Origin of the sequence: Gemmata obscuriglobus, from assembly GCF_008065095.1 — a bacterium.
GTDB classification, from domain to species: Bacteria; Planctomycetota; Planctomycetia; order Gemmatales; family Gemmataceae; genus Gemmata; species Gemmata obscuriglobus.
The window spans coordinates 8,294,117-8,311,300 of record NZ_CP042911.1; the positions used below are offsets into that span (position 1 = coordinate 8,294,117).

General features: G+C 68.5%; 14 protein-coding genes. 9 read left to right on the forward strand and 5 right to left on the reverse strand.

Features of this window, described 5'->3' with window-relative positions:
- Window positions 1–55: 55 nt before the first annotated feature.
- Window positions 56–361, reverse strand: a complete 306-nt coding sequence (locus tag GobsT_RS34380) for a hypothetical protein (RefSeq protein ID WP_010040603.1) — start codon at window positions 359–361, stop codon at window positions 56–58.
- 365 nt (window positions 362–726) lie between these two features.
- On the opposite strand from GobsT_RS34380, the gene GobsT_RS34385 reads away from it, so the two are divergent.
- Window positions 727–1,293 carry a hypothetical protein gene (locus GobsT_RS34385; protein ID WP_010040602.1) on the forward strand — a complete coding sequence of 189 codons (567 nt, stop codon included), beginning with the start codon at window positions 727–729 and terminating at the stop codon, window positions 1,291–1,293.
- A gap of 7 nt (window positions 1,294–1,300) precedes the next feature.
- On the opposite strand, the gene GobsT_RS34390 is transcribed toward GobsT_RS34385, so the two are convergent.
- The 3 genes from GobsT_RS34390 to GobsT_RS34400 form a co-directional block, all read right to left on the reverse strand.
- The gene (locus GobsT_RS34390) at window positions 1,301–2,662 is read right to left on the reverse strand and encodes a DUF1501 domain-containing protein (protein WP_010040600.1); all 1,362 of its coding nucleotides are present in this window, start codon (window positions 2,660–2,662) and stop codon (window positions 1,301–1,303) included.
- Between the two features lie 168 nt (window positions 2,663–2,830).
- Window positions 2,831–5,038 (reverse strand): DUF1549 and DUF1553 domain-containing protein, encoded by a 2,208-nt coding sequence (locus GobsT_RS34395; RefSeq protein ID WP_010040599.1) that lies wholly within the window; start codon window positions 5,036–5,038, stop codon window positions 2,831–2,833.
- A gap of 429 nt (window positions 5,039–5,467) precedes the next feature.
- Window positions 5,468–5,923: a YaiI/YqxD family protein gene (locus GobsT_RS34400; protein ID WP_010050483.1), complete on the reverse strand. Its 456-nt coding sequence runs from the start codon at window positions 5,921–5,923 to the stop codon at window positions 5,468–5,470.
- Window positions 5,924–6,019: 96 nt separating this feature from the next.
- Here GobsT_RS34400 and GobsT_RS34405 point away from each other — a divergent pair, with 96 nt between their 5' ends.
- Entirely contained in the window at window positions 6,020–6,541 is a 522-nt protein-coding gene (locus GobsT_RS34405; RefSeq protein ID WP_148087981.1) for a hypothetical protein, read from the forward strand.
- A 48-nt stretch (window positions 6,542–6,589) separates the two neighbouring features.
- On the opposite strand, the gene GobsT_RS40235 is transcribed toward GobsT_RS34405, so the two are convergent.
- A complete protein-coding gene (locus GobsT_RS40235) occupies window positions 6,590–7,240 on the reverse strand; it encodes a hypothetical protein (protein ID WP_010050477.1) in 651 nt (216 codons plus the stop codon).
- Window positions 7,241–7,416: 176 nt separating this feature from the next.
- Here GobsT_RS40235 and GobsT_RS34415 point away from each other — a divergent pair, with 176 nt between their 5' ends.
- The 7 genes from GobsT_RS34415 to dxs all read left to right on the forward strand — a co-directional run bounded on the left by GobsT_RS34415 (window position 7,417) and on the right by dxs (window position 17,151).
- Window positions 7,417–8,622, forward strand: a complete 1,206-nt coding sequence (locus tag GobsT_RS34415) for a molybdopterin molybdotransferase MoeA (protein WP_010050475.1) — start codon at window positions 7,417–7,419, stop codon at window positions 8,620–8,622.
- Between the two features lie 223 nt (window positions 8,623–8,845).
- Window positions 8,846–10,582, forward strand: coding sequence for an apolipoprotein N-acyltransferase (gene lnt, locus GobsT_RS34420; RefSeq protein WP_010050473.1), 1,737 nt, complete (start codon window positions 8,846–8,848; stop codon window positions 10,580–10,582).
- A gap of 350 nt (window positions 10,583–10,932) precedes the next feature.
- Window positions 10,933–12,405 carry an ArnT family glycosyltransferase gene (locus tag GobsT_RS34425; protein ID WP_010047490.1) on the forward strand — a complete coding sequence of 491 codons (1,473 nt, stop codon included), beginning with the start codon at window positions 10,933–10,935 and terminating at the stop codon, window positions 12,403–12,405.
- Complete coding sequence (gene xseA / locus GobsT_RS34430) at window positions 12,402–13,700, forward strand: exodeoxyribonuclease VII large subunit (RefSeq protein ID WP_010047488.1); 1,299 nt, start codon at window positions 12,402–12,404, stop codon at window positions 13,698–13,700. Before GobsT_RS34425 ends, xseA begins: the two co-directional genes overlap by 4 nt.
- A 76-nt stretch (window positions 13,701–13,776) precedes the next feature.
- Complete coding sequence (gene xseB / locus GobsT_RS34435) at window positions 13,777–14,094, forward strand: exodeoxyribonuclease VII small subunit (RefSeq protein ID WP_010047486.1); 318 nt, start codon at window positions 13,777–13,779, stop codon at window positions 14,092–14,094.
- A gap of 107 nt (window positions 14,095–14,201) precedes the next feature.
- A complete protein-coding gene (locus GobsT_RS34440) occupies window positions 14,202–15,104 on the forward strand; it encodes a polyprenyl synthetase family protein (RefSeq protein ID WP_417936416.1) in 903 nt (300 codons plus the stop codon).
- 136 nt (window positions 15,105–15,240) lie between these two features.
- Window positions 15,241–17,151 (forward strand): 1-deoxy-D-xylulose-5-phosphate synthase, encoded by a 1,911-nt coding sequence (gene dxs / locus GobsT_RS34445; protein ID WP_010047482.1) that lies wholly within the window; start codon window positions 15,241–15,243, stop codon window positions 17,149–17,151.
- The last annotated feature ends 33 nt before the right edge of the window (window positions 17,152–17,184 follow it).

A 17,184-nucleotide genomic window follows, 5' to 3' on the forward strand; every position in this document is an offset into this window, starting at 1 on the left:
TTGGTAGTAGCCAACGGGCTCTCCCTCTGCAAGTGATACGGTGCTCACGCGCGGGCTAATCGCCCGGTGAGAATTGGTCGGCGAATGCCCAGAGGAGCATGAGCCCGCCCACGACGGCGGGCACGTATAGCGCTGCCAACCCTGCACGCACGGCTACCGATTCCGGCAGCCGCGCGACGCACGTGAGCCCGATGGCAATACCGAACGCCACCGCGAGCACCAACCCCACCCCCCACCCATCCGACAGCGACATCCACGACGCGGCGGCGAGGTAAGCGGTAACCGATACAGGTGGGCCACCGCACGCGCCGAGGAGCAACGCGAGCAACCTGCCGCGGTGGGGGCGATTATCCCAATTCACGCCAGAAGCCTCCGGTGACACGACCTTGCGTTGAACGTATGAGAGGGAACGGCATCGAGCATTCGGCCGGCACAGGGCACTGTGCTTGTATCCGTTGTCGAGTTGGTCTGCAAGCAGTTGTGTCGGCTCTGATCCGTTGGGTTGCAACGGCGCTGGTGCTTCGCTGAGGTGTAACCGGCTCGCATGCAACCGGTTGCGCGCCCGTCCGGCGTAGCGCATTCGCGACCGCGTGGCGGCGCGCCGCAAGACCGGAGGACGACCGCCGGGTACGCACCCGAGAAGCCGATCGCGGCCCGGTCTGCCTTCCCGCCCGCGCCGGTGGTTGCTACTATTGGCGTGATTCGGTCCCCGTCGGAGGGCAGCAAATGAGCGCCGGTCCCGGTTCCCGCTGTGCCGCTGTGCTGTTCGGCACGATCCTGCTCGGAACCGCAGGCGGGTGCGGGAGCGAGCCGCCCCCTCCGCCACCGGTCCCCACCACACCCCCGGCCCCGCCGAAGCCCAGATCCGCAGGCCCAGACGCATACCTGGAAGAATTCGGGCAGGAGCACCTCCCGCAAGTCGAGGCGGCGCTGGACGAACTCAAGCGCGAAATCGATAAACGGTCCGCGGGGCTGGCCGAACTGGAGAAAGAGCTGCGACGGCTCCACCGCGGCGAGGGGAAAACCGAGTGGGCGAACGGCAAGCACGTGTCGACGTTCGTAACGAAGGACGAGACGCACGCGCGGTGGAAGGCGACGATCGAAAAGTTGGCCAAGAACGTGGACGCGCTCAAGGAGCAGCGCAAAGAGGCGTACCTGGCGTACCGCAAGTTCCAGATCGCGCAGGGGACGGGCGAGGGCTTGCACAAGAAGCGGTTCGACGAGGCCAACGCCGCCGCCGCGGCGTCGCAGAAGGTGTACCAGGAGGCGCTGCGCGACTTCGAGGGGCGGTAGCGCCCGGTCAGGCGAACAGCTCGCGCAGCGGCTTCCCGCGGGCGATCGGCAGCGGGCGGTTGAGCTTGTCGCGGATCTCCGTTTCCGGGTCGATCCCGAGCGCCTCGAACATGGTCGCGGCCAGATCCTCGGGCCGCGCCTGCCCCGTGGTGGCGTAGGCGCCGATCTTGTCGGACGCGCCGTACACGAACCCTTTCTTGGCGCCACCGCCGACCAGCACCGCGCTGTAGCACTGCGGCCAGTGGTCCCGACCGCCGTTCGAGCTGATCCGCGGCGTGCGCCCGAACTCCCCGACCCACACCACCAGCGTGCTGTCGAGCAGCCCCCGCTCGTCCAGATCGGTAATGAGCGCCGGGAGCGTCTGATCAGTCATCGGCAGGAGTTCGTCCAGCCGCGCGGGCACGTCCTCGCCGCGGAAGCCGTGGTAGTCCCAACCCTGGCCCTTCCCGCCGATCGCGCGCGAGAAGTAGACGTTCACGAACTTCGCCCCCGCTTCGACCACCCGGCGCGCGAGCAAACACCCTTGCCCGTAGGTGGTGCGCCCGTAGGCGTCGCGGGTCTTCTTGCTCTCCTTCGAGAGGTCGAACGCCTGCTTGAACCGCGGGCTGGTGAGCATCGCCACCGCCTTCTGGTAGCTCTCGTCCAGCCCCTGCGCCACCAGCGAGGTTTCCAGCAGGTCGCTCTGCTCGTCGATGAGCTTCAGGATGTCGGTGCGGTTCCCCAGGCGCTCCGCGCTGAGGCTGTCGGGCAGCGTGAGTTCCGGGAGCTTGAAGTCCGACCGGTTCGGGTCCTGGTTCACGAACAGTGGGCTGTGGGCCTTCCCCAAGAAGCTCGCGTGCTGGCCCGGGGTGATGCTGCCGTCCGCGATGACGTGCGGGTACGCCACGAACGTGGCCGCCCCCTTCGGTGCCGGCGCCAGTTTATCGACGATGCTTCCGTAGGCGGGGAACAGGTCGAGCGAGTCGCGCAGCCGCTGGTCGTCGGTGGCCGGCGCGACGCCGGTCAGGGAGTAGTAGCCCGCGGAGTTGTGGTTCTTCATCGCGTGCTGCATGCACCGCACGACGCAGAGCTTGTCGGCCATCGCTGCGAGCTTCGGAATCCGCTCGCCGAAAACGACGCCGGGGAGTTTGGTCTTGGTGGCCTTGTACCACCCGCGGACGTTGTCCGGCGCGTCGGGCTTGGGGTCGAACGTCTCGTGCTGCCCCGGCCCGCCCCACTGGTGCAGGAAGATGATGCTTTTGGCGGTGGCGCGGTGCTTCGCCCTCGCCGATTCGGCCGCGGCGAGCAGTTGCGGGAACGACATCCCGAGCAGCGACGCCCCGCCGACGCGGAGCACGGCCCGACGGGAAACGGCGTTGTGATTGAACACGGTTCACCTCAATGCCTGCTTGGGCACAGGGCTCCCGCCCTGTGCTACGCCCGCCCGCCCTTCGGGGCGGAGAGGCAAGCGACCTGAGCCGTATACCTGTTGTCTTTGCACCCCGGAGGGGGCGCCGCACGTAGCACAGGGCGGGAGCCCTGTGGCACCTACTCACCGTCACCGCCGCAGCAGGAACTCCTTGCTGTTGAGCAGCGCCCACAGCACATCTTCCCACGCGGCGCGGCGGTCCGTCGCGCCGGCGAGGTACGCCAGCAGCTTCTTCTCTTCCACAGGCGTCGGCTTGCGGCACAGCGCCGCGAGGTAGAACTCGTCCAGCATCTCCGCATCGGTCCGGCCCGCGGAGAGCCCCTTCCCGAGCCGCCCGTCGTGGTGCTTCACGAGCGCGTTAATCAGCTCGCCGGTGATGAGCTGGAACGCTTGCAGCAGCCCCGGGTCGTCGTTGCGCTCGCACTCGCAGGTGAGGAGCCGCTCCGGTTTGCCGAACGTCTTCAGGAACTTCTCGCCCATCCCGTCAAACCCGCGGCGGCCGCTCTGCGGCGGGGCCGGGATCTGGTTCGCGCGCAAGCCGACCGGATACCCCGCGAACCGCACCGGGACGCCGGTCACGCTCGACAGCGCGTCGAGCAGTTGCTCCGCCTCCAGCGGCTGAACGGTCGCGTGCGAGTGGTGCAACTCGTCGCCCATCGTCGTGCGATCCCGGGCCGTCGCGGCGAGCTGGTACGTGCGGCTCGTCATCACGGTTCGCACCGCGTGCTTCAGGCTGAACTTGTGTTTCGCGAAGTCCGCCGCCAGCCACTCCAGCAGTTCCGGGTTGCTCGGCGGGTTGGTCGCGCGGAAGTCGTCGTTCGGATCGACCAGCCCCCGCCCCATCAGGTGCAGCCAGACGCGGTTGACCTGCGCCCGGGCGAAGAACGGGTTGTCGGGCGCGGCCACCCAGTCCGCAACCGCCCCCAGCCGGTCGCCGCCGACGTCGGGCGTTCGAGCGCCGAGGAACCGGGGCGGCGCGGGCCGCCTGGTGCGCGGGTGCGTCATTTCTGCGGTGCGGTTCTGCCACACCACCTGCTCGCCCACGAACTCGTGACTGTCGAGCGCGTCCCGCTTGCTGTTCTCCAGCACCCGGTAGTCCACGCGGGCGAACAGCGCCCCGAAGCTGTAGTAGTCGTCGGTCGTCCAGCGGTCGAACGGATGGTTGTGGCACCGCGCGCAGCCGATCCGCACGCCGAGGAACACCTGCGCCACCGACTCCGACCGGGCGAGCGGGTCGCGGACCGCGCGCCAGAAGTTCGCCGGCGGGTTCTCGTAGGTGCTCCCCTTCGCGGCCAGCACGTCGCGGGCGAACTCGTTGAGCGGCCGGTCGGCGGCGAGCTGCGCGGCGATCCACCGGAAGAACACCGCGACGCCCTTCTTGTCGAGCGCCTTCTCCTCGTTCCGGAGCAGGTCCGACCACTTCTGCGCCCAGAACTCCGCGAACTCGGGCCGCGCGAGGAGGGCGTCGATCAGCCGCTCGCGCTTCTTGGGGTCCGCGTCGGCCAGGAACGCGCGCGTCTCGGCGGGGGCGGGGAGCACCCCGAGCGCGTCCAGATACGCGCGCCGCAAGAAAACATAGTCGGGCGCCAGTTCCGCAGGCTTGATCCGCAGCTCTTGAAGCCGAGAGATAACGAACGTGTCGATTTTATTGGTCGAACGGAAGTTGCTCATTTCGGGAACCGGCCGGTGCGGGAGAAAAACGACACGCACCGGTTCGACAATAGAGTGGTACCGCACGAGCAGCACCACCTCACCGGGCTGCTCGCGAACGACCTCGCCGTCGCCGCCGACCTTCGCGACGCCGACCTGGGTGAACTCGAACGCGGCGAGCGACGTGACGTCGCGCGTCGTACCGTCCGAGAAATGGGCCACCGCTTTAACGTGGAACCGGTCCGCCGGCTCCACGAGAACCTTGCTCCCGGGCGTGACGACGAGTTTCGTCAGCGTCGGCGCGCCGGGGGCGTCCACCTTACAACCGTTCGCGATCCACTCGCGGACGATCACATATTCGGAACTGGTTTTAGTGAATCGCGCGCCACCCTCGTGCGGCACCTGTGCGGTTGCCTTTTGAAGCAACAGGCTCTCGTCCGGGCGGATCGGGTCCGTCCGGCGGGCCAACATGTCCCGCGTCAGAACGGCGTGGTCGCCGGCCGGGTCTTCGCCCTTCAGCGACAGTTTCAGCCCGCCCTTGCCGTTCAGGTTGCCGTGGCACGCGCCCATGTTGCACCCGGCGCGGGTGAGCACCGGGAGCACCTCGCGCTCGAACGACACGTCCGCGGCCCGTGCGGGCGCGCCGGCGGACACGAGTAGCAGCGCGAAGAGGATCTTGAACCGCATCGGTGGCAGCTCCGATTCGCGGGCGGGGCGTGTTTCGGCCGAGTGTACCAGCGCGGCGCGCGTAACTCGACACCCTAGCGTCAGAAATTGGCCTGACAATCGTCGGCGCGAAAGGGCCATGCCACGCGTGAGCCTGCCGGGCCGCGAAGGCAGAAGAGGATTGGCCGCAAAACGCACGAAAGACGAAGGCAGAAGAGGATTGGCCACAAAAAAGCACAAAGGGCACAAAAGGGAACCAAAACAGATAGAGAAGAGTTTTGAACTCGCTCTTTCGTCTTCGGTTTCCTTTTGTGCCCTTTGTGCTTTTTTGCGGCCAACCTCTCTTTGTTCTCTATCTGTTTTGGTTCCCTTTTGTGCCCTTTGTGCTTTTTTGTGGCCAATCCTCTTCTGCTTCGATCTCCCTTTGTGCTTTTTTGTGGCCAATCCTCTTCATGTCTTCGCAGCGCGACGAGCGGCGTTGACCGCCTCGTCCAGGCGCGCCAGAAATCGTGAGCGGTCCTTCGGGGTCATTGCTGCCGGCCCGCCGCTCGCCTGACCCGTCGTGCGGAGTTCGTCCATCAGGTCGCGCATCGCGACCGCCTCGCCGATGGTGTCCGCGGTGAACAGCCGCCCCTTCGGGTCGAGCGCGACCGCCCCGTTGGCGACGCACCGCGCTGCGAGCGGGATGTCCGATGTGATGCAGATGTCGGCGGCACCGATCACGCCCGCGATCCAGTCGTCGGCCGCGCCGAAGCCCGTGCGCACGACCAGCTCAAAGATGGCGTCGGTCGGGACGCGCATGGTGCTGTTCGCGACGATCACGGTTTTCATGCCGTACCGCCGGGCCACCTTGTACACCTCGTCCTTGACCGGGCAGGCGTCCGCGTCGATGTAGATCGTCAGCATGTGTACCTCGGTTCCGGTTGACCCGAGCGGCGCTCCTTCGGCGCGGCAGTTGCACCCTTTACCGGTTGCCCAACCCAACCGTCGGGAGAGGGAACCATGTGGGGGCATAATAGCAGTTCGTGCCGCGCGGATGTGGTCGCGGCGTTCGACAACCAGGGCGACGCGGACGAGGCCCTGCTACGGTTACGGCTGGCGGGGTTCCGCGACAGGCAAATCGGGTACACCGGCCGGCTACACAACGGCCACACGGTCGACATGCTGGAGCGGGGACACACCTTCGCTGGTGCGGTTCTGGGCAGCGTTATCGGAGCGGCAGTGGGTATCGCACTGACGCCGCTGTTGAACCGGGTCTTATCGCCCCTGAACGGACCGCACGACCTGTTCGGCCTGGGCGTCACGGCGGGCGTTTGCGGCGCCATGCTCGTCGGCTTCTTCGGCGGTTGGATCGGCATGGGAATGCACCGGCGCAGCACCGAGGTGCCCGCGACCGACCGCGAGGACGGGCCGTTCGTGATGGCCGTGTCGGCCGGCGACGCCCGCCCGCGGGCGTGGGAGATCCTGCACCAGCACGGGCACGACCTGCACTCGTCGCAGACTTCTGCTCCCGGCGCGACCTGACATTTCCAAACGTTGAAGAGGGCTCACGAAGCACCGCTTCGTGAGCCGTCATCCCTTTTCCAGCACCCAATCCACGACCCAGCACCCGCGGACGTGAGCGCCCTTTGGGTCGCGGCAGTGGTTCAAGATGTCGTCGTTGTCGCACCCGGCGTCCTGAAGCGCGTCGGCGAGGATCGGCATCGCGCCGAAGTCGCGCGACTCGTACATCTCGCGTGCCAGGGCGCGAACGGTGTCCGTGCGCCACTCCGGGGCGAAGGCGATCGGCCGAAACGGGTTCCCGAAGATGTCGCGGAGCAACTCGGCGAAGCCCCGGTGTTCCTCCATCAACCGCTCGCCGTTGTACTCGTTCCGTCCCGGCCAGCCGAGGAAGCTCTCCCGGCCGGCCGCAGAAGACGCCGCATCCACAGCGGCGAACCATGCGTCCGGAAGGGTCGCGAGGACGACCGCCTCATCCTCGGCGCTTCTCGCGGCCGTGTGCGCACGTTCGCTCGCCAGTTCGAGTTCTGCGGCTCCGACCTCGTCATCGGCGAACCGCTCGGCGATCTCCAAAGCTGTGCGGCTGCCGGGTGACAGAAACGGCCAGACGCGGCGGCAGCAGGCACAGGCGAATAGCCGCAACTTCCGGCTGCTGAAGCGATCCCGGAAGTGCTCTAGCATCGGCTGACGGTTGTCGCACGCCAGCCATTCCGCTTCGGTCATGGTGCCTGCTCTCTGGCCCGCGTCGGTTACAAGAGCCGCGATAGCGGAGCCGGTTGTCTGTTGAGCGACACGACCAACACCGCAAAAGCCGGAGGCTCGCGCCCCAGTAACGATCAGGATAGCTCACGCACCGGGTATCGGTATACCATCCGCACCGCTCCGGGAGGTGCAACACCATGTTCGAAGTCGCCGACGCACTCGCTACCGTTCTGAGCCACTCCCGGCCGCTGGAAGCCGAAGTCGCGGCGCTCTCCGTCGCGGCGCTGGGGCAGGTGCTCGCGGCCGACATCACCGCGGACGCGGACTCGCCGCCGTTCGCGAAGTCGCTTCGCGACGGGTACGCGGTCCGCAGCGCCGACTGCGCGTCGGCCGGCGCCGAGTTAACGGTGGTTGAGGAGGTGCCCGCCGGAAAGGTGCCCCTCAAGTCAGTCGGAACCGGCGAGGCGGCCCGCATCTTCACCGGGGCGCCGATCCCGGACGGCGCCGACGCGGTTGTGATGCAGGAGCACACCGAGAAACTCGGCGGCGGGCGTGTGCGGATCGTCGATGCCGGTGTGAAGTCGCGCCAGTGGGTGTACGCTCAGGGCGCGGAGATGAGGGCCGGGGCGGTCGTGCTGGCGAAGGGGACGCCGATCACCCCCGCCGCGTGCGGTGTGCTCGCGAGCGTCGGGCAGACGGCGGTACCGGCGTTCCCGTTCCCGCGCGTCGGGGTCATCGTCACCGGCGACGAGATCGTCGAAGCGGGCACGAAACCGCGGCCCGGACAAATCCGTAACTCGAACGGCCCGATGCTCACCGCCCTGACCGCCCGCGGGGGCGGACGGCCCCGCTACCTGGGAATCGCCCGCGACGACCGCGCCGTCACGGAGTCGCTAATTCGCGAAGGGCTCGACGTTTCCGACGTGGTGGTGATCGCGGGCGGGATGTCGGTGGGGGACCACGACTTCGTGCCCGAGGTGCTGAAGGAACTCGGCGTAGTCATCCGGTTCCGCCAGATCCGAATGAAGCCGGGCAAGCCGATCCTGTTCGGCACCACGGAAAAAGGCACGCTGGTGTTCGGGCTGCCGGGCAACCCGGTGAGCGCGTTCGTGGGGTTCGAGCTGTTCGTGCGGCCGGCCCTCCGAATCCTGGGTGGACACGCGGAGGCCGGTCCGCGCACAATCAGGCTGCCGCTGGCGGACGGTCTGGCCGAGAGCACCGACCGGCCCACCTACCGCCCGGCGAAACTGGAGCCGCACGCGACCGGGTGGGGCGTGCGCCCGCTCACAACGACCGGCTCACCCGACCTCGTGAGCACGCAACGCGCGGACGCGCTCCTGGTGCTGCCGGCCGGCAACACGCGCGCCGATGCCGGCACGCTCGCGGACGTGGTGCTGCTGTAAAACGGGCGCGAGGACCACAACGAACGGATGGGTGCAGGCCGTTTTTGACCGGACCGACAGGGTAAACGGGATTTGAAATTGATCTGCCTTCATCCCGTTTACCCTGTCGATCCGGTCAAAAATCTGCTTTCATACACGAGACCCGTATGGCCGACATGAAGCCACGACCATGCGCCCATCCGACCACCGTTTCTAAGCCTTTGTCACTCCGGAAGGACTCCGCGTGAAGCCTCGCGTGTTCGTGCCCGCGATCGCCTCGGGCGTGCTGTTGTGGCTGGCGTTCTTCCCGTGCGACCTCGGGCCGCTCGGGTTCGTCGCGCTGGTGCCGTGGCTCACGCTGGTGCGTGCCCCCGTCTCGGGCTGGCGCCGGTACCTCGCCGCGTACCTCGGCGGGTTCACGTTCTTCGCGCTCGCGACACAATGGGTCCGCGTCGCGCACCCGATGATGTACGGGTCATGGCTCGGGTTGGCGGTCGTCATGCCGCTGTTCTGGCTCGCCGCCCTCGCCGTGCTGCGGAAACTCGACGCCCTGAAGCTGCCGCTGGCGGTCTCGGTGCCGGTGGCGTGGGTCGCGTTCGAGTTCTTCCGGATGCACTTCCCGACCGGCTTCACGTTCATGAAGCACGTCGGCGCGTACCAGATGATCGGGTTCGGGTGGTACTTCCTCGGGTACACCCAGCACGCCTTCACGCCGCTGATCCAGATCGCGGACGTGGGCGGCGTGTACGCGGTTTCGTTCGTGGTGGGTGCGGTCAACGGCGCGGTGGCGGAACTGGTTCTGCGGCTCTGCGCGCGGCCGGCGCCTCAACCCGTCAGCGGTTCGGCCGGCGCGTCCTTCCCGTCCTGGAAGAAGGTCGGCGGAGGGCTGGCCTTCGCCCTGGCGCTGCTCGGCGTCGGCCTCGGGTACGGGGGCTGGCGGCTCAACCACGCCCCCTTCGGCGAGGGGCCGAAGGTCAGCGCGGTTCAGGGGAACCTGACGCAGGACGACAAGATGGACGACCCGAACGGGCTCCTTCAGTCGTACAGCGACTTGCACTACCAGGCCATCCAGTACGACCGCACCGAGAACCGCTTTTACGGCGACCCGCCGGACCTGGTCGTGTGGCCGGAAACGTGCTGCCCGGTGGACTGGTGCGATGTGGCGCCGGGCGCGTCCCTCGGGGACTCCGTGCCGGGGTTCCAGCGGCACCGCGTCAACTCGCAGGACTGGTTCCTGAACCGGCAATGGGGCACGAACGTGCTGTTCGGGCTGAACGGGCTCGAGTGGGACGGCGCCCGCGTGTGGAAGTACAACTCGGCGTTGCTGGTGAAGCCGCTCGCGCGCGACCCGCTCTGGAAGCCGGGCGACCCGCAGATCGCCTTCAGCGCCGCCGCCGGGCGGTACGACAAGATGCACCTCGTCCCCTTCGGCGAGTACGTGCCGCTGGGGGACGAGTTGCCGTTCATGAAGCGGTTCACCCCGTACACGCACGACTACGCGTGCCGCCCCGGCGAGCGGTGGACCCGGTTCCCGCTGGCCGCGCGCGACGGGCGCAAGTTCACCTTCGGGTGCCTGATCTGCTACGAGGACTCCGACCCTTACCTGGCCCGGCAGTACGCGGCGTCCGAGCCGGTGGATTTCCTGGTCAACATCTCGAACGACGGCTGGTTCAAGGGCACCGAGGAGCACGAGCAGCACTTAGCGATCTGCCGGTTCCGCGCGATCGAGGCCCGGCGGGCGGTGGTGCGCAGCGTGAACATGGGCATTTCCGGGTTCATCGACTCGGACGGGCGAATTGTGAAACTGCCCACCGACCGGTGGAGCGATTCCAAGAAGGTGGACGCGATCGTGACCGCGGTCGTGCCGATCGACGCGCGGGGCTCACTCTACGCCCAGTTCGGCGACTGGGTGCCCGCGGGGTGCTGGTTGATCGCTCTCGTGGGAGTTGCCGCTGGGTTGGTGCGGCGGAAGGTGGTGTAACTGGAGCGCGGGCCTCTGGCCCGCTTCCCGACGGCACTCATACTCGTACCCGGCTACTGGTGTCTGCTTTGGTTTTGTTTTTGTGGCACAGACATTCCTGTCTGTGCGGTCATCTCGCGCCGCACAGACAGGAATGTCTGTGCCACAAGAAACAGACACAGCCACCCGGACCGTGAATCAAGATTGCGCGCGACTGGTCGTAACGCAATACGGCCGGGGCAACCGAGCGGGCCGGAGGCCCGCGCTCCGGCGCAGCAAGGAGGCCGCCGATTCGACTCGCGACACGCATTCCTCTGCACGTCTCGCTGCCCCGCGGGCGGCTCGCGCCGGCGCTGGTCGCGGGCTGGTGCGTGTTCCTGTTCCTGTACGGCACCTCCGCGGGGCCGCTGTACCGGACCGAAGCCCTCCGCGCGATCATCGGCCGCTCGTGCCTCGAAGGGCACTGGCTGTACCCGATGCTATACGGCGAGCCGTTCCTCACGAAGCCCCCCGGTCATTACGTCGCGATCGGGCTGTGCAGCCTCCCCTTCGGCGAGGTCACCGCCGCCACCGCGCGGCTCCCCTCGGCTCTGGCCGCGGCGCTGTCGGTCGTACTGATGTACGGCCTCTTTTCCCGCACGCTAGGCGCGCGTGCGGGGCTGCTGATCGCCCTTTTGCTCCCGTGTTCGGTGCTGTGGCTCGACAAGGTGCCGAGCGCGGAAATCGACATGACGCTCGTGGGCTGGGTGACGGCCGCGATCGTCCTCCTGTACCGCGCGGTTGAAGCCGAAGGCCGCCGAGTTGCCCTCGGCTTCTGGGTCGGCGCGCTGCTGTGTGTCGCGGGCGGGGCGCTCACGAAGTGGACCGCGCCGGCGTTCTTTTACCTTACCGCCGTCCCGCTGCTGATCTGGCGCGGGCGCCTCGGGCTGCTGTTCGGCTGGCGCCACCTCGTTGCGGTCGGTGTTGCGACCGCCGCGTGCGCGCTGTGGGCCGCCGCGGTGGTCCACGAAGTGGGCTGGGACGCGCTGGCGGACACGGTCCGCAAGGAGGCGGCGTACCGGTTCGCCCCGAAGGCGAGTAAGGGCTACCCGTGGGCCGAACTCGTGACGTACCCGCTCGCGGTGCTCGCCGCGCACTTCCCGGTGTCGGGGTTCGCGCTGCTCACGTTCCGGCCGAGCGTTTGGAAGCGGTGGGACGCGCGCGGGAAGCTGTTGTTGCAACTGCTCCACTGCTGGACGTGGCCGAACCTGCTGTTCTGGACGCTCGTTCCGAACCACAACGTGCGGTACGCGCTGCCCGTCAGCGCGGGCCTCATGGGCCTCGCGGTGATGGGGCTGCTCGCGTGGGTCAGCACGAAAGGCAACCCACCCCCCAACCCCCTCCCTGAAGGGAGGGGGAGTTCGGATGATCCGTCCAGCGAACCGAATACGCGAACCGGTTCCGGAGTGCCTTCTCTCCCCTTCCCTTCAGGGAGGGCGCTGGGGGGTAGGTTGCCATTGCTCCTCACCTTCCTGCTCTGCTGGGCGGTGGCGAAGGTCGTGTTCGTGGAGGTGGTCGTCCCGAGCCGCACCGCGGGGCGGAACGCCGAAGCCACCGGTGCCGCCTTGCGCGAGCACGTTCCGGACGGGCCGTTGCACGTTTTCAAGCTGAAGGACGAGGGGGTAACGTTCTACTACGCCCGGCCCGCGGTGCGGCTCTCGGACCCGCAATCGTTACCGCCCGGCGCGGCCGCGCTGCTGATCGAGCAGGAATGGGCCGACCGGGCTGCGTTCGGACATCTCACGCTGGTATGCTGTATGCACGATCAGCAGGGTGACCCCATTTACCTGGTGCGTCGGCCATGAGTGCGGTCCCGAAACCCGCCGTTCAGCCGCTCACGGTGTCGCAGCTCACCGCCCAGGTGCGCGGCACACTGGAAGCCAAGTTCCTGTCCGTGTGGGTCGCGGGCGAGGTGTCCAACTTCACCCGCGCCAGCAGCGGGCACTGGTACTTCACGCTCAAGGACGCCACCGCCCAGATCAAAACCGTCGCGTTCCGCGGGATCAACCTGCGGCTCCGGTTCGATCTCCGGAACGGCATGGAGATCATCGCCCGCGGCCGGCTCACCGTCTACGACCCCAAGGGCGAGTACCAGTTCGTCGTCGAGGAGGTGCAGCCGAAGGGCGTCGGCGGCGCGGAACTCGCGCTGCGGCAGTTGAAGGAGAAGCTGCTCGCGAAGGGGTACTTCAGCCCCGCGCGCAAGCGCCCGCTCCCGCGCCCGCCGCAGCGGGTCGGGCTGATCGCCAGCGCCACGGGCGCGGCGGTGCGCGACATGATCGAGGTGTTCGCGCAGCGGTGGCCCTTCACCGAACTCGTCGTCCGCCCGTCGCGGGTGCAGGGCGAGGGCGCCGCACAGGATGTCGCCCGTGCCTTGCTGCAACTGAACTGGCTCCACCGGAACAACAAGCTCGCCTTCGACGCGATCGTCCTGGGCCGCGGCGGCGGCAGCGCCGAAGACCTGTGGGCGTTCAACGAAGAGGTCGTCGCGGACGCGGTCTTCAAATCCGAGGTGCCGGTGGTGTCCGCGGTCGGGCACGAGACGGACGTGACCGTCGCCGACCTGGTCGCCGACCACCGCGCCGAGACGCCGACCGCCGCCGTCATCGCCCTCACCCCGGACCGGCGCGAGTTGCTCGCGTCCCTCGGGGAGCTGCGCGAGCGGATGGGCGAATCGGTGGCGCGGCGCCTCCGGCTCGCGAAGCAGCGGCTCGACCAGATCGCCGCGCGCCAGGCGTTCCGGCTCCCGCTCCAGCGGGTTCACAACTCCGGGCAGCGGCTCGACGACATCGCCGAGCGGCTGCACCGCGCGGCCCGCCACCGGCTCCTTCAGGCGGCACAGGAGCTGGCCGGGCGTTCCGCGCAGTTAGAATCGTTAAGCCCCTTGCAGGTGCTCGGCCGCGGTTATAGCCTGACGCACACGGGTGACGGCCGGTTGGTCCGCGAGGTGGACCACCTGCGGCCGGGCGATTTGCTCCTCACCCGCGTCCGCGGCGGCACCGTTCGCTCGCTGGTGACGGCCACGGAACCGACGGACCCGGAACGCACGAACCCCGGAGCGCGAGATTCGGACCCGGACCAGACCCCAGCGGCCGGCGGGTAGCACCGCCGGCGCCGCCCGTCGCCCCGGGCTCCGCACTTCGCCTTTCTTTCTCTGCCCCAGGGACGGGACGCACGCCATGCCCGAGCCACCCGCCGCGCCCGTCCCGTTCGAACTCGCGCTGGACGAACTCGACGGCATCCTGCGCGAACTCGAAGACGGCACCACCACCCTCGAAGACGCGCTGAGCCGCTACGAGCGGGGCGTGAGCCTGCTCCGGCAGTGCTACGGCCAGCTCCGCGACGCCGAGCAAAAGGTGAAACTGCTCGCCGGCCTGAACGAAGAGGGTGGTGCCGACCTGCGCCCGTTCGATCACGTCGCCTCCATCGAAACCGCGAAGGCCGCCGTGCGCAAGCCCGCACCGCCGCCCGCACGCGACCCGGGAATAACGGAATGACTTCGGGATCTGACACCGGTGACACCCAAACCCGGTTGGCTTTGCAACGCAAAGTTAATAACATTGCTGCTCCCGCGGGCTGCGCCGGTTCGGCGGCCGATCGGCTACTGGACGCACTGAAGGCGCGCCAGGAGCGGGTCGAACTGGCCCTCCGGGACGCGTTGGGGCTGGTGACCCGGGATGCCCCGCCGGCGCTGACCGAGGCGATGGCGTACAGCCTGTTCTCGCCCGGGAAGCGGCTGCGGCCGCTGCTGGTGGCGCTCGCGTGCGAGGCGGCGGGCGGCGCCCCCGATGCGGCGCTGCCGTCGGCGTGCGCGGTGGAGATGGTTCACACGTACTCGCTGATCCACGACGACCTGCCGGCGATGGACGACGACGACCTGCGCCGCGGGCAGCCGACGTGCCACAAGAAATTCGGCGAGGCGCTCGCGATCCTCGCGGGCGACGCGCTGCTGACGGCCGCGTTCGAGGTCGTGTGTGCGGGTTACGCGCCCCGGACCGCTGCGGTTAGTTGCAGAGAGCTGGCAAAGGGCGCAGGGGCGGTCGGGATGGTCGGCGGGCAGACGCTCGACCTCGAAGCCGAAGGCCGCGTCCCCGCCGGCCCGACCGCCCTTCAAGGGGTGGGGCGGCTCGAGGACATCCACCGCCGCAAGACCGGCGCGCTGTTCCGCTCGTCGCTGCGGCTCGGGGTGTTCGCGGCGCAGGCCGAGCGGCCCGCGGGCGCCTGCCCGGAGGCGCTGAAGGCGGCGGACGATTACGCGGACGCGTTCGGACTGGCATTTCAGGTGACCGACGACCTGCTGGACGTCGAGAGCACGGCCGACAAGGCCGGCAAGCGGGTGGGCAAAGACGCCGCCCGCGGGAAGCTGACCTACCCGGGGCTCCTCGGCGTTGAGGCGTCCCGGCGGCGGGCGGCCGAGTTGGGCCAGCTCGCGGTCGCCGCCGCCGAACGACTCGGCAGCGAACCGCTCGCGGACCTGGCCCGGTACGTGGTGACTCGAGAGAAGTAAGGAGTGGGGAGTGGGGAGTGGGGAGTGAGGGCCGGAAGTGAGGGGTGAGGGGTGAAGGCGCACCCGCCGGTGCCGGCCTCCGCCCCCACGCCCCGCTCTTTCCGGGTCACTCCCCACCGCTTCCCGGGGGAACGACATGACGACGCAACTGTTGCCGCAGATCCAATCCCCGGCCGACCTGCACGCGCTCTCGGACGAGCAGTTGCAGCAGCTCACCCACGAGATCCGCGACGAGCTGATCCGCGTGCTCACCACGCGGCCCGCGCACTTCGCCAGCAACCTCGGGGTGGTCGAGCTGACGGTGGCCCTCCACCTCGCCTTCGACTTCTCGAAGGACAAGGACCGGCTCATCTGGGACACCGGGCACCAGATCTACCCGCAGAAGCTCATCACCGGCCGCTACGAGCAGTTCCACACGATCCGCACCAAGGGCGGGCTGATGGGGTTCCCGCACCCCGGCGAGAGCGAGTACGACCTGTTCATGACCGGCCACGCCGGGTGCAGCGTCTCGACCGCGTCCGGGCTCAAGGCCGGCGACGAGCTGATGGGCCGCCCCGACAACCACGCGGTCGCGGTGATCGGCGACGGCGCGTTCCCGTCGGGGATCGTGTTCGAGGCGCTCAACAACATCGGCGGGATGGGCCAGAACACGCTGGTGATCCTGAACGACAACAAGATGTCGATCTGCCCGCGGACCGGCGGGGTGGCGAAGTACTTCGACCAGTGCCGGATGACCGGCCTCTACCAGGGCGGCAAGCGGCGCATCAACCAGATCCTGGACCACGTCCCGCTCATCGGGGAGACGGCCCGGGCGTCGCTGGAGGCGATGCGCGACGGGCTCAAGGCGTGGATCAAGGACGGGATGCTGTTCGAGGAGCTCGGGTTCCGCTACTTCGGGCCGGTGGACGGGCACGACCTGCCGGCGCTGCGCAAGATCCTCAAGGACCTCAAGGGGCAGAAGGGGCCGATCCTGCTGCACGTGCTCACCAACAAGGGGCACGGGGTGCCGCAGGCGGCCGAGGACCCGGTGACGTACCACACCCCGCCGGTGTTCGCGGAGGTCGGCCCGGACCGCGCGATCGTGTCGTTCAAAAAGGGCGGGGCGAGGGCGTACACCGACGCGGTCAGCGTCGCGCTGCACCGGGCGATGCAGGACGACCCCACGATCGCGGTGATGACCGCCGCGATGTGCCAGGGGAACAAGCTGGAGAAGGTGCGCGAGGACTTCCCGGACCGGTTCCACGACGTGGGCATCTGCGAGAGCCACGCGGTCGCGTTCGCGGCCGGCATGGCCAAGTCCGGCGCCAACCCGGTGGTGGACATCTACAGCACGTTCCTGCAGCGCAGCTTCGACCAGATCTTCCAGGAGGTGTGCCTGCAGAACCTGCACGTCACGTTCCTGATGGACCGCGCCGGCCTGACCGGCCCGGACGGCCCGACGCACCACGGCGTGTTCGACGTGCCGTACATGCGGCTGTTCCCGAACATGGTGAGCATGGCCCCCGGCGACGAGGCCGACGTGGCGCCGATGGTCAAGTTCGCGCTGCAGCACACCGGGCCGATCTCGGTCCGGTACCCGAAGGCTAACCTGGAGACGATGGAGCGCGCCGAGCCGGTGGCGCCGATCGAACTGGGCAAGGCCGAGGTGATCGAGTGGGGCGAGGACGGGTGCTTCGTCGCGTTCGGCACGCTGCTGTCGAACTGCGTGGCCGCCGCGAAGAAGCTGAAGGCGGAGGGCATCCACATGGGCGTGGTCAACGCCCGGTTCGTGAAGCCGCTCGACAAGGACACCATCCTCCGCGCGGTGGACGCCCTCCCCTTGGTCGTGACGGTGGAGGAAGGGACCGTTGAGGGCGGGTTCGGCTCCGCGGTGCTGGAGGCCGCCAACGCGGCGGGCCTCGACACGCGGAACGTCGTGCGCCGCGGCATCCCGGACCGGTTCATCGAGCACGGCGAGCGGAACGAACTGCTCGCGGACATCGGGCTGAGCGCCGACGCGCTGGCGGACCTGGTCCGCACGAGCCGGGCGGCGGAAGTCGCCCGCTAAAGGGTGATGAACCGGGCCGACGGAACCGCTCCC

What these genes read in the sequence shown, in the direction of transcription:
- GobsT_RS34385 (WP_010040602.1), top strand. Translation starts at nt 727, where the DNA reads ATGAGCGCCGGTCCCGGTTCCCGCTGTGCCGCTGTGCTGTTCGGCACG.
- xseB (WP_010047486.1), top strand. Translation starts at nt 13,777, where the DNA reads ATGCCCGAGCCACCCGCCGCGCCCGTCCCGTTCGAACTCGCGCTGGAC.
- GobsT_RS34400 (WP_010050483.1), bottom strand. Translation starts at nt 5,923, where the DNA reads ATGCTGACGATCTACATCGACGCGGACGCCTGCCCGGTCAAGGACGAG.
- GobsT_RS40235 (WP_010050477.1), bottom strand. Translation starts at nt 7,240, where the DNA reads ATGACCGAAGCGGAATGGCTGGCGTGCGACAACCGTCAGCCGATGCTA.
- dxs (WP_010047482.1), top strand. Translation starts at nt 15,241, where the DNA reads ATGACGACGCAACTGTTGCCGCAGATCCAATCCCCGGCCGACCTGCAC.
- GobsT_RS34395 (WP_010040599.1), bottom strand. Translation starts at nt 5,038, where the DNA reads ATGCGGTTCAAGATCCTCTTCGCGCTGCTACTCGTGTCCGCCGGCGCG.
- GobsT_RS34405 (WP_148087981.1), top strand. Translation starts at nt 6,020, where the DNA reads ATGTGGGGGCATAATAGCAGTTCGTGCCGCGCGGATGTGGTCGCGGCG.
- xseA (WP_010047488.1), top strand. Translation starts at nt 12,402, where the DNA reads ATGAGTGCGGTCCCGAAACCCGCCGTTCAGCCGCTCACGGTGTCGCAG.
- GobsT_RS34415 (WP_010050475.1), top strand. Translation starts at nt 7,417, where the DNA reads ATGTTCGAAGTCGCCGACGCACTCGCTACCGTTCTGAGCCACTCCCGG.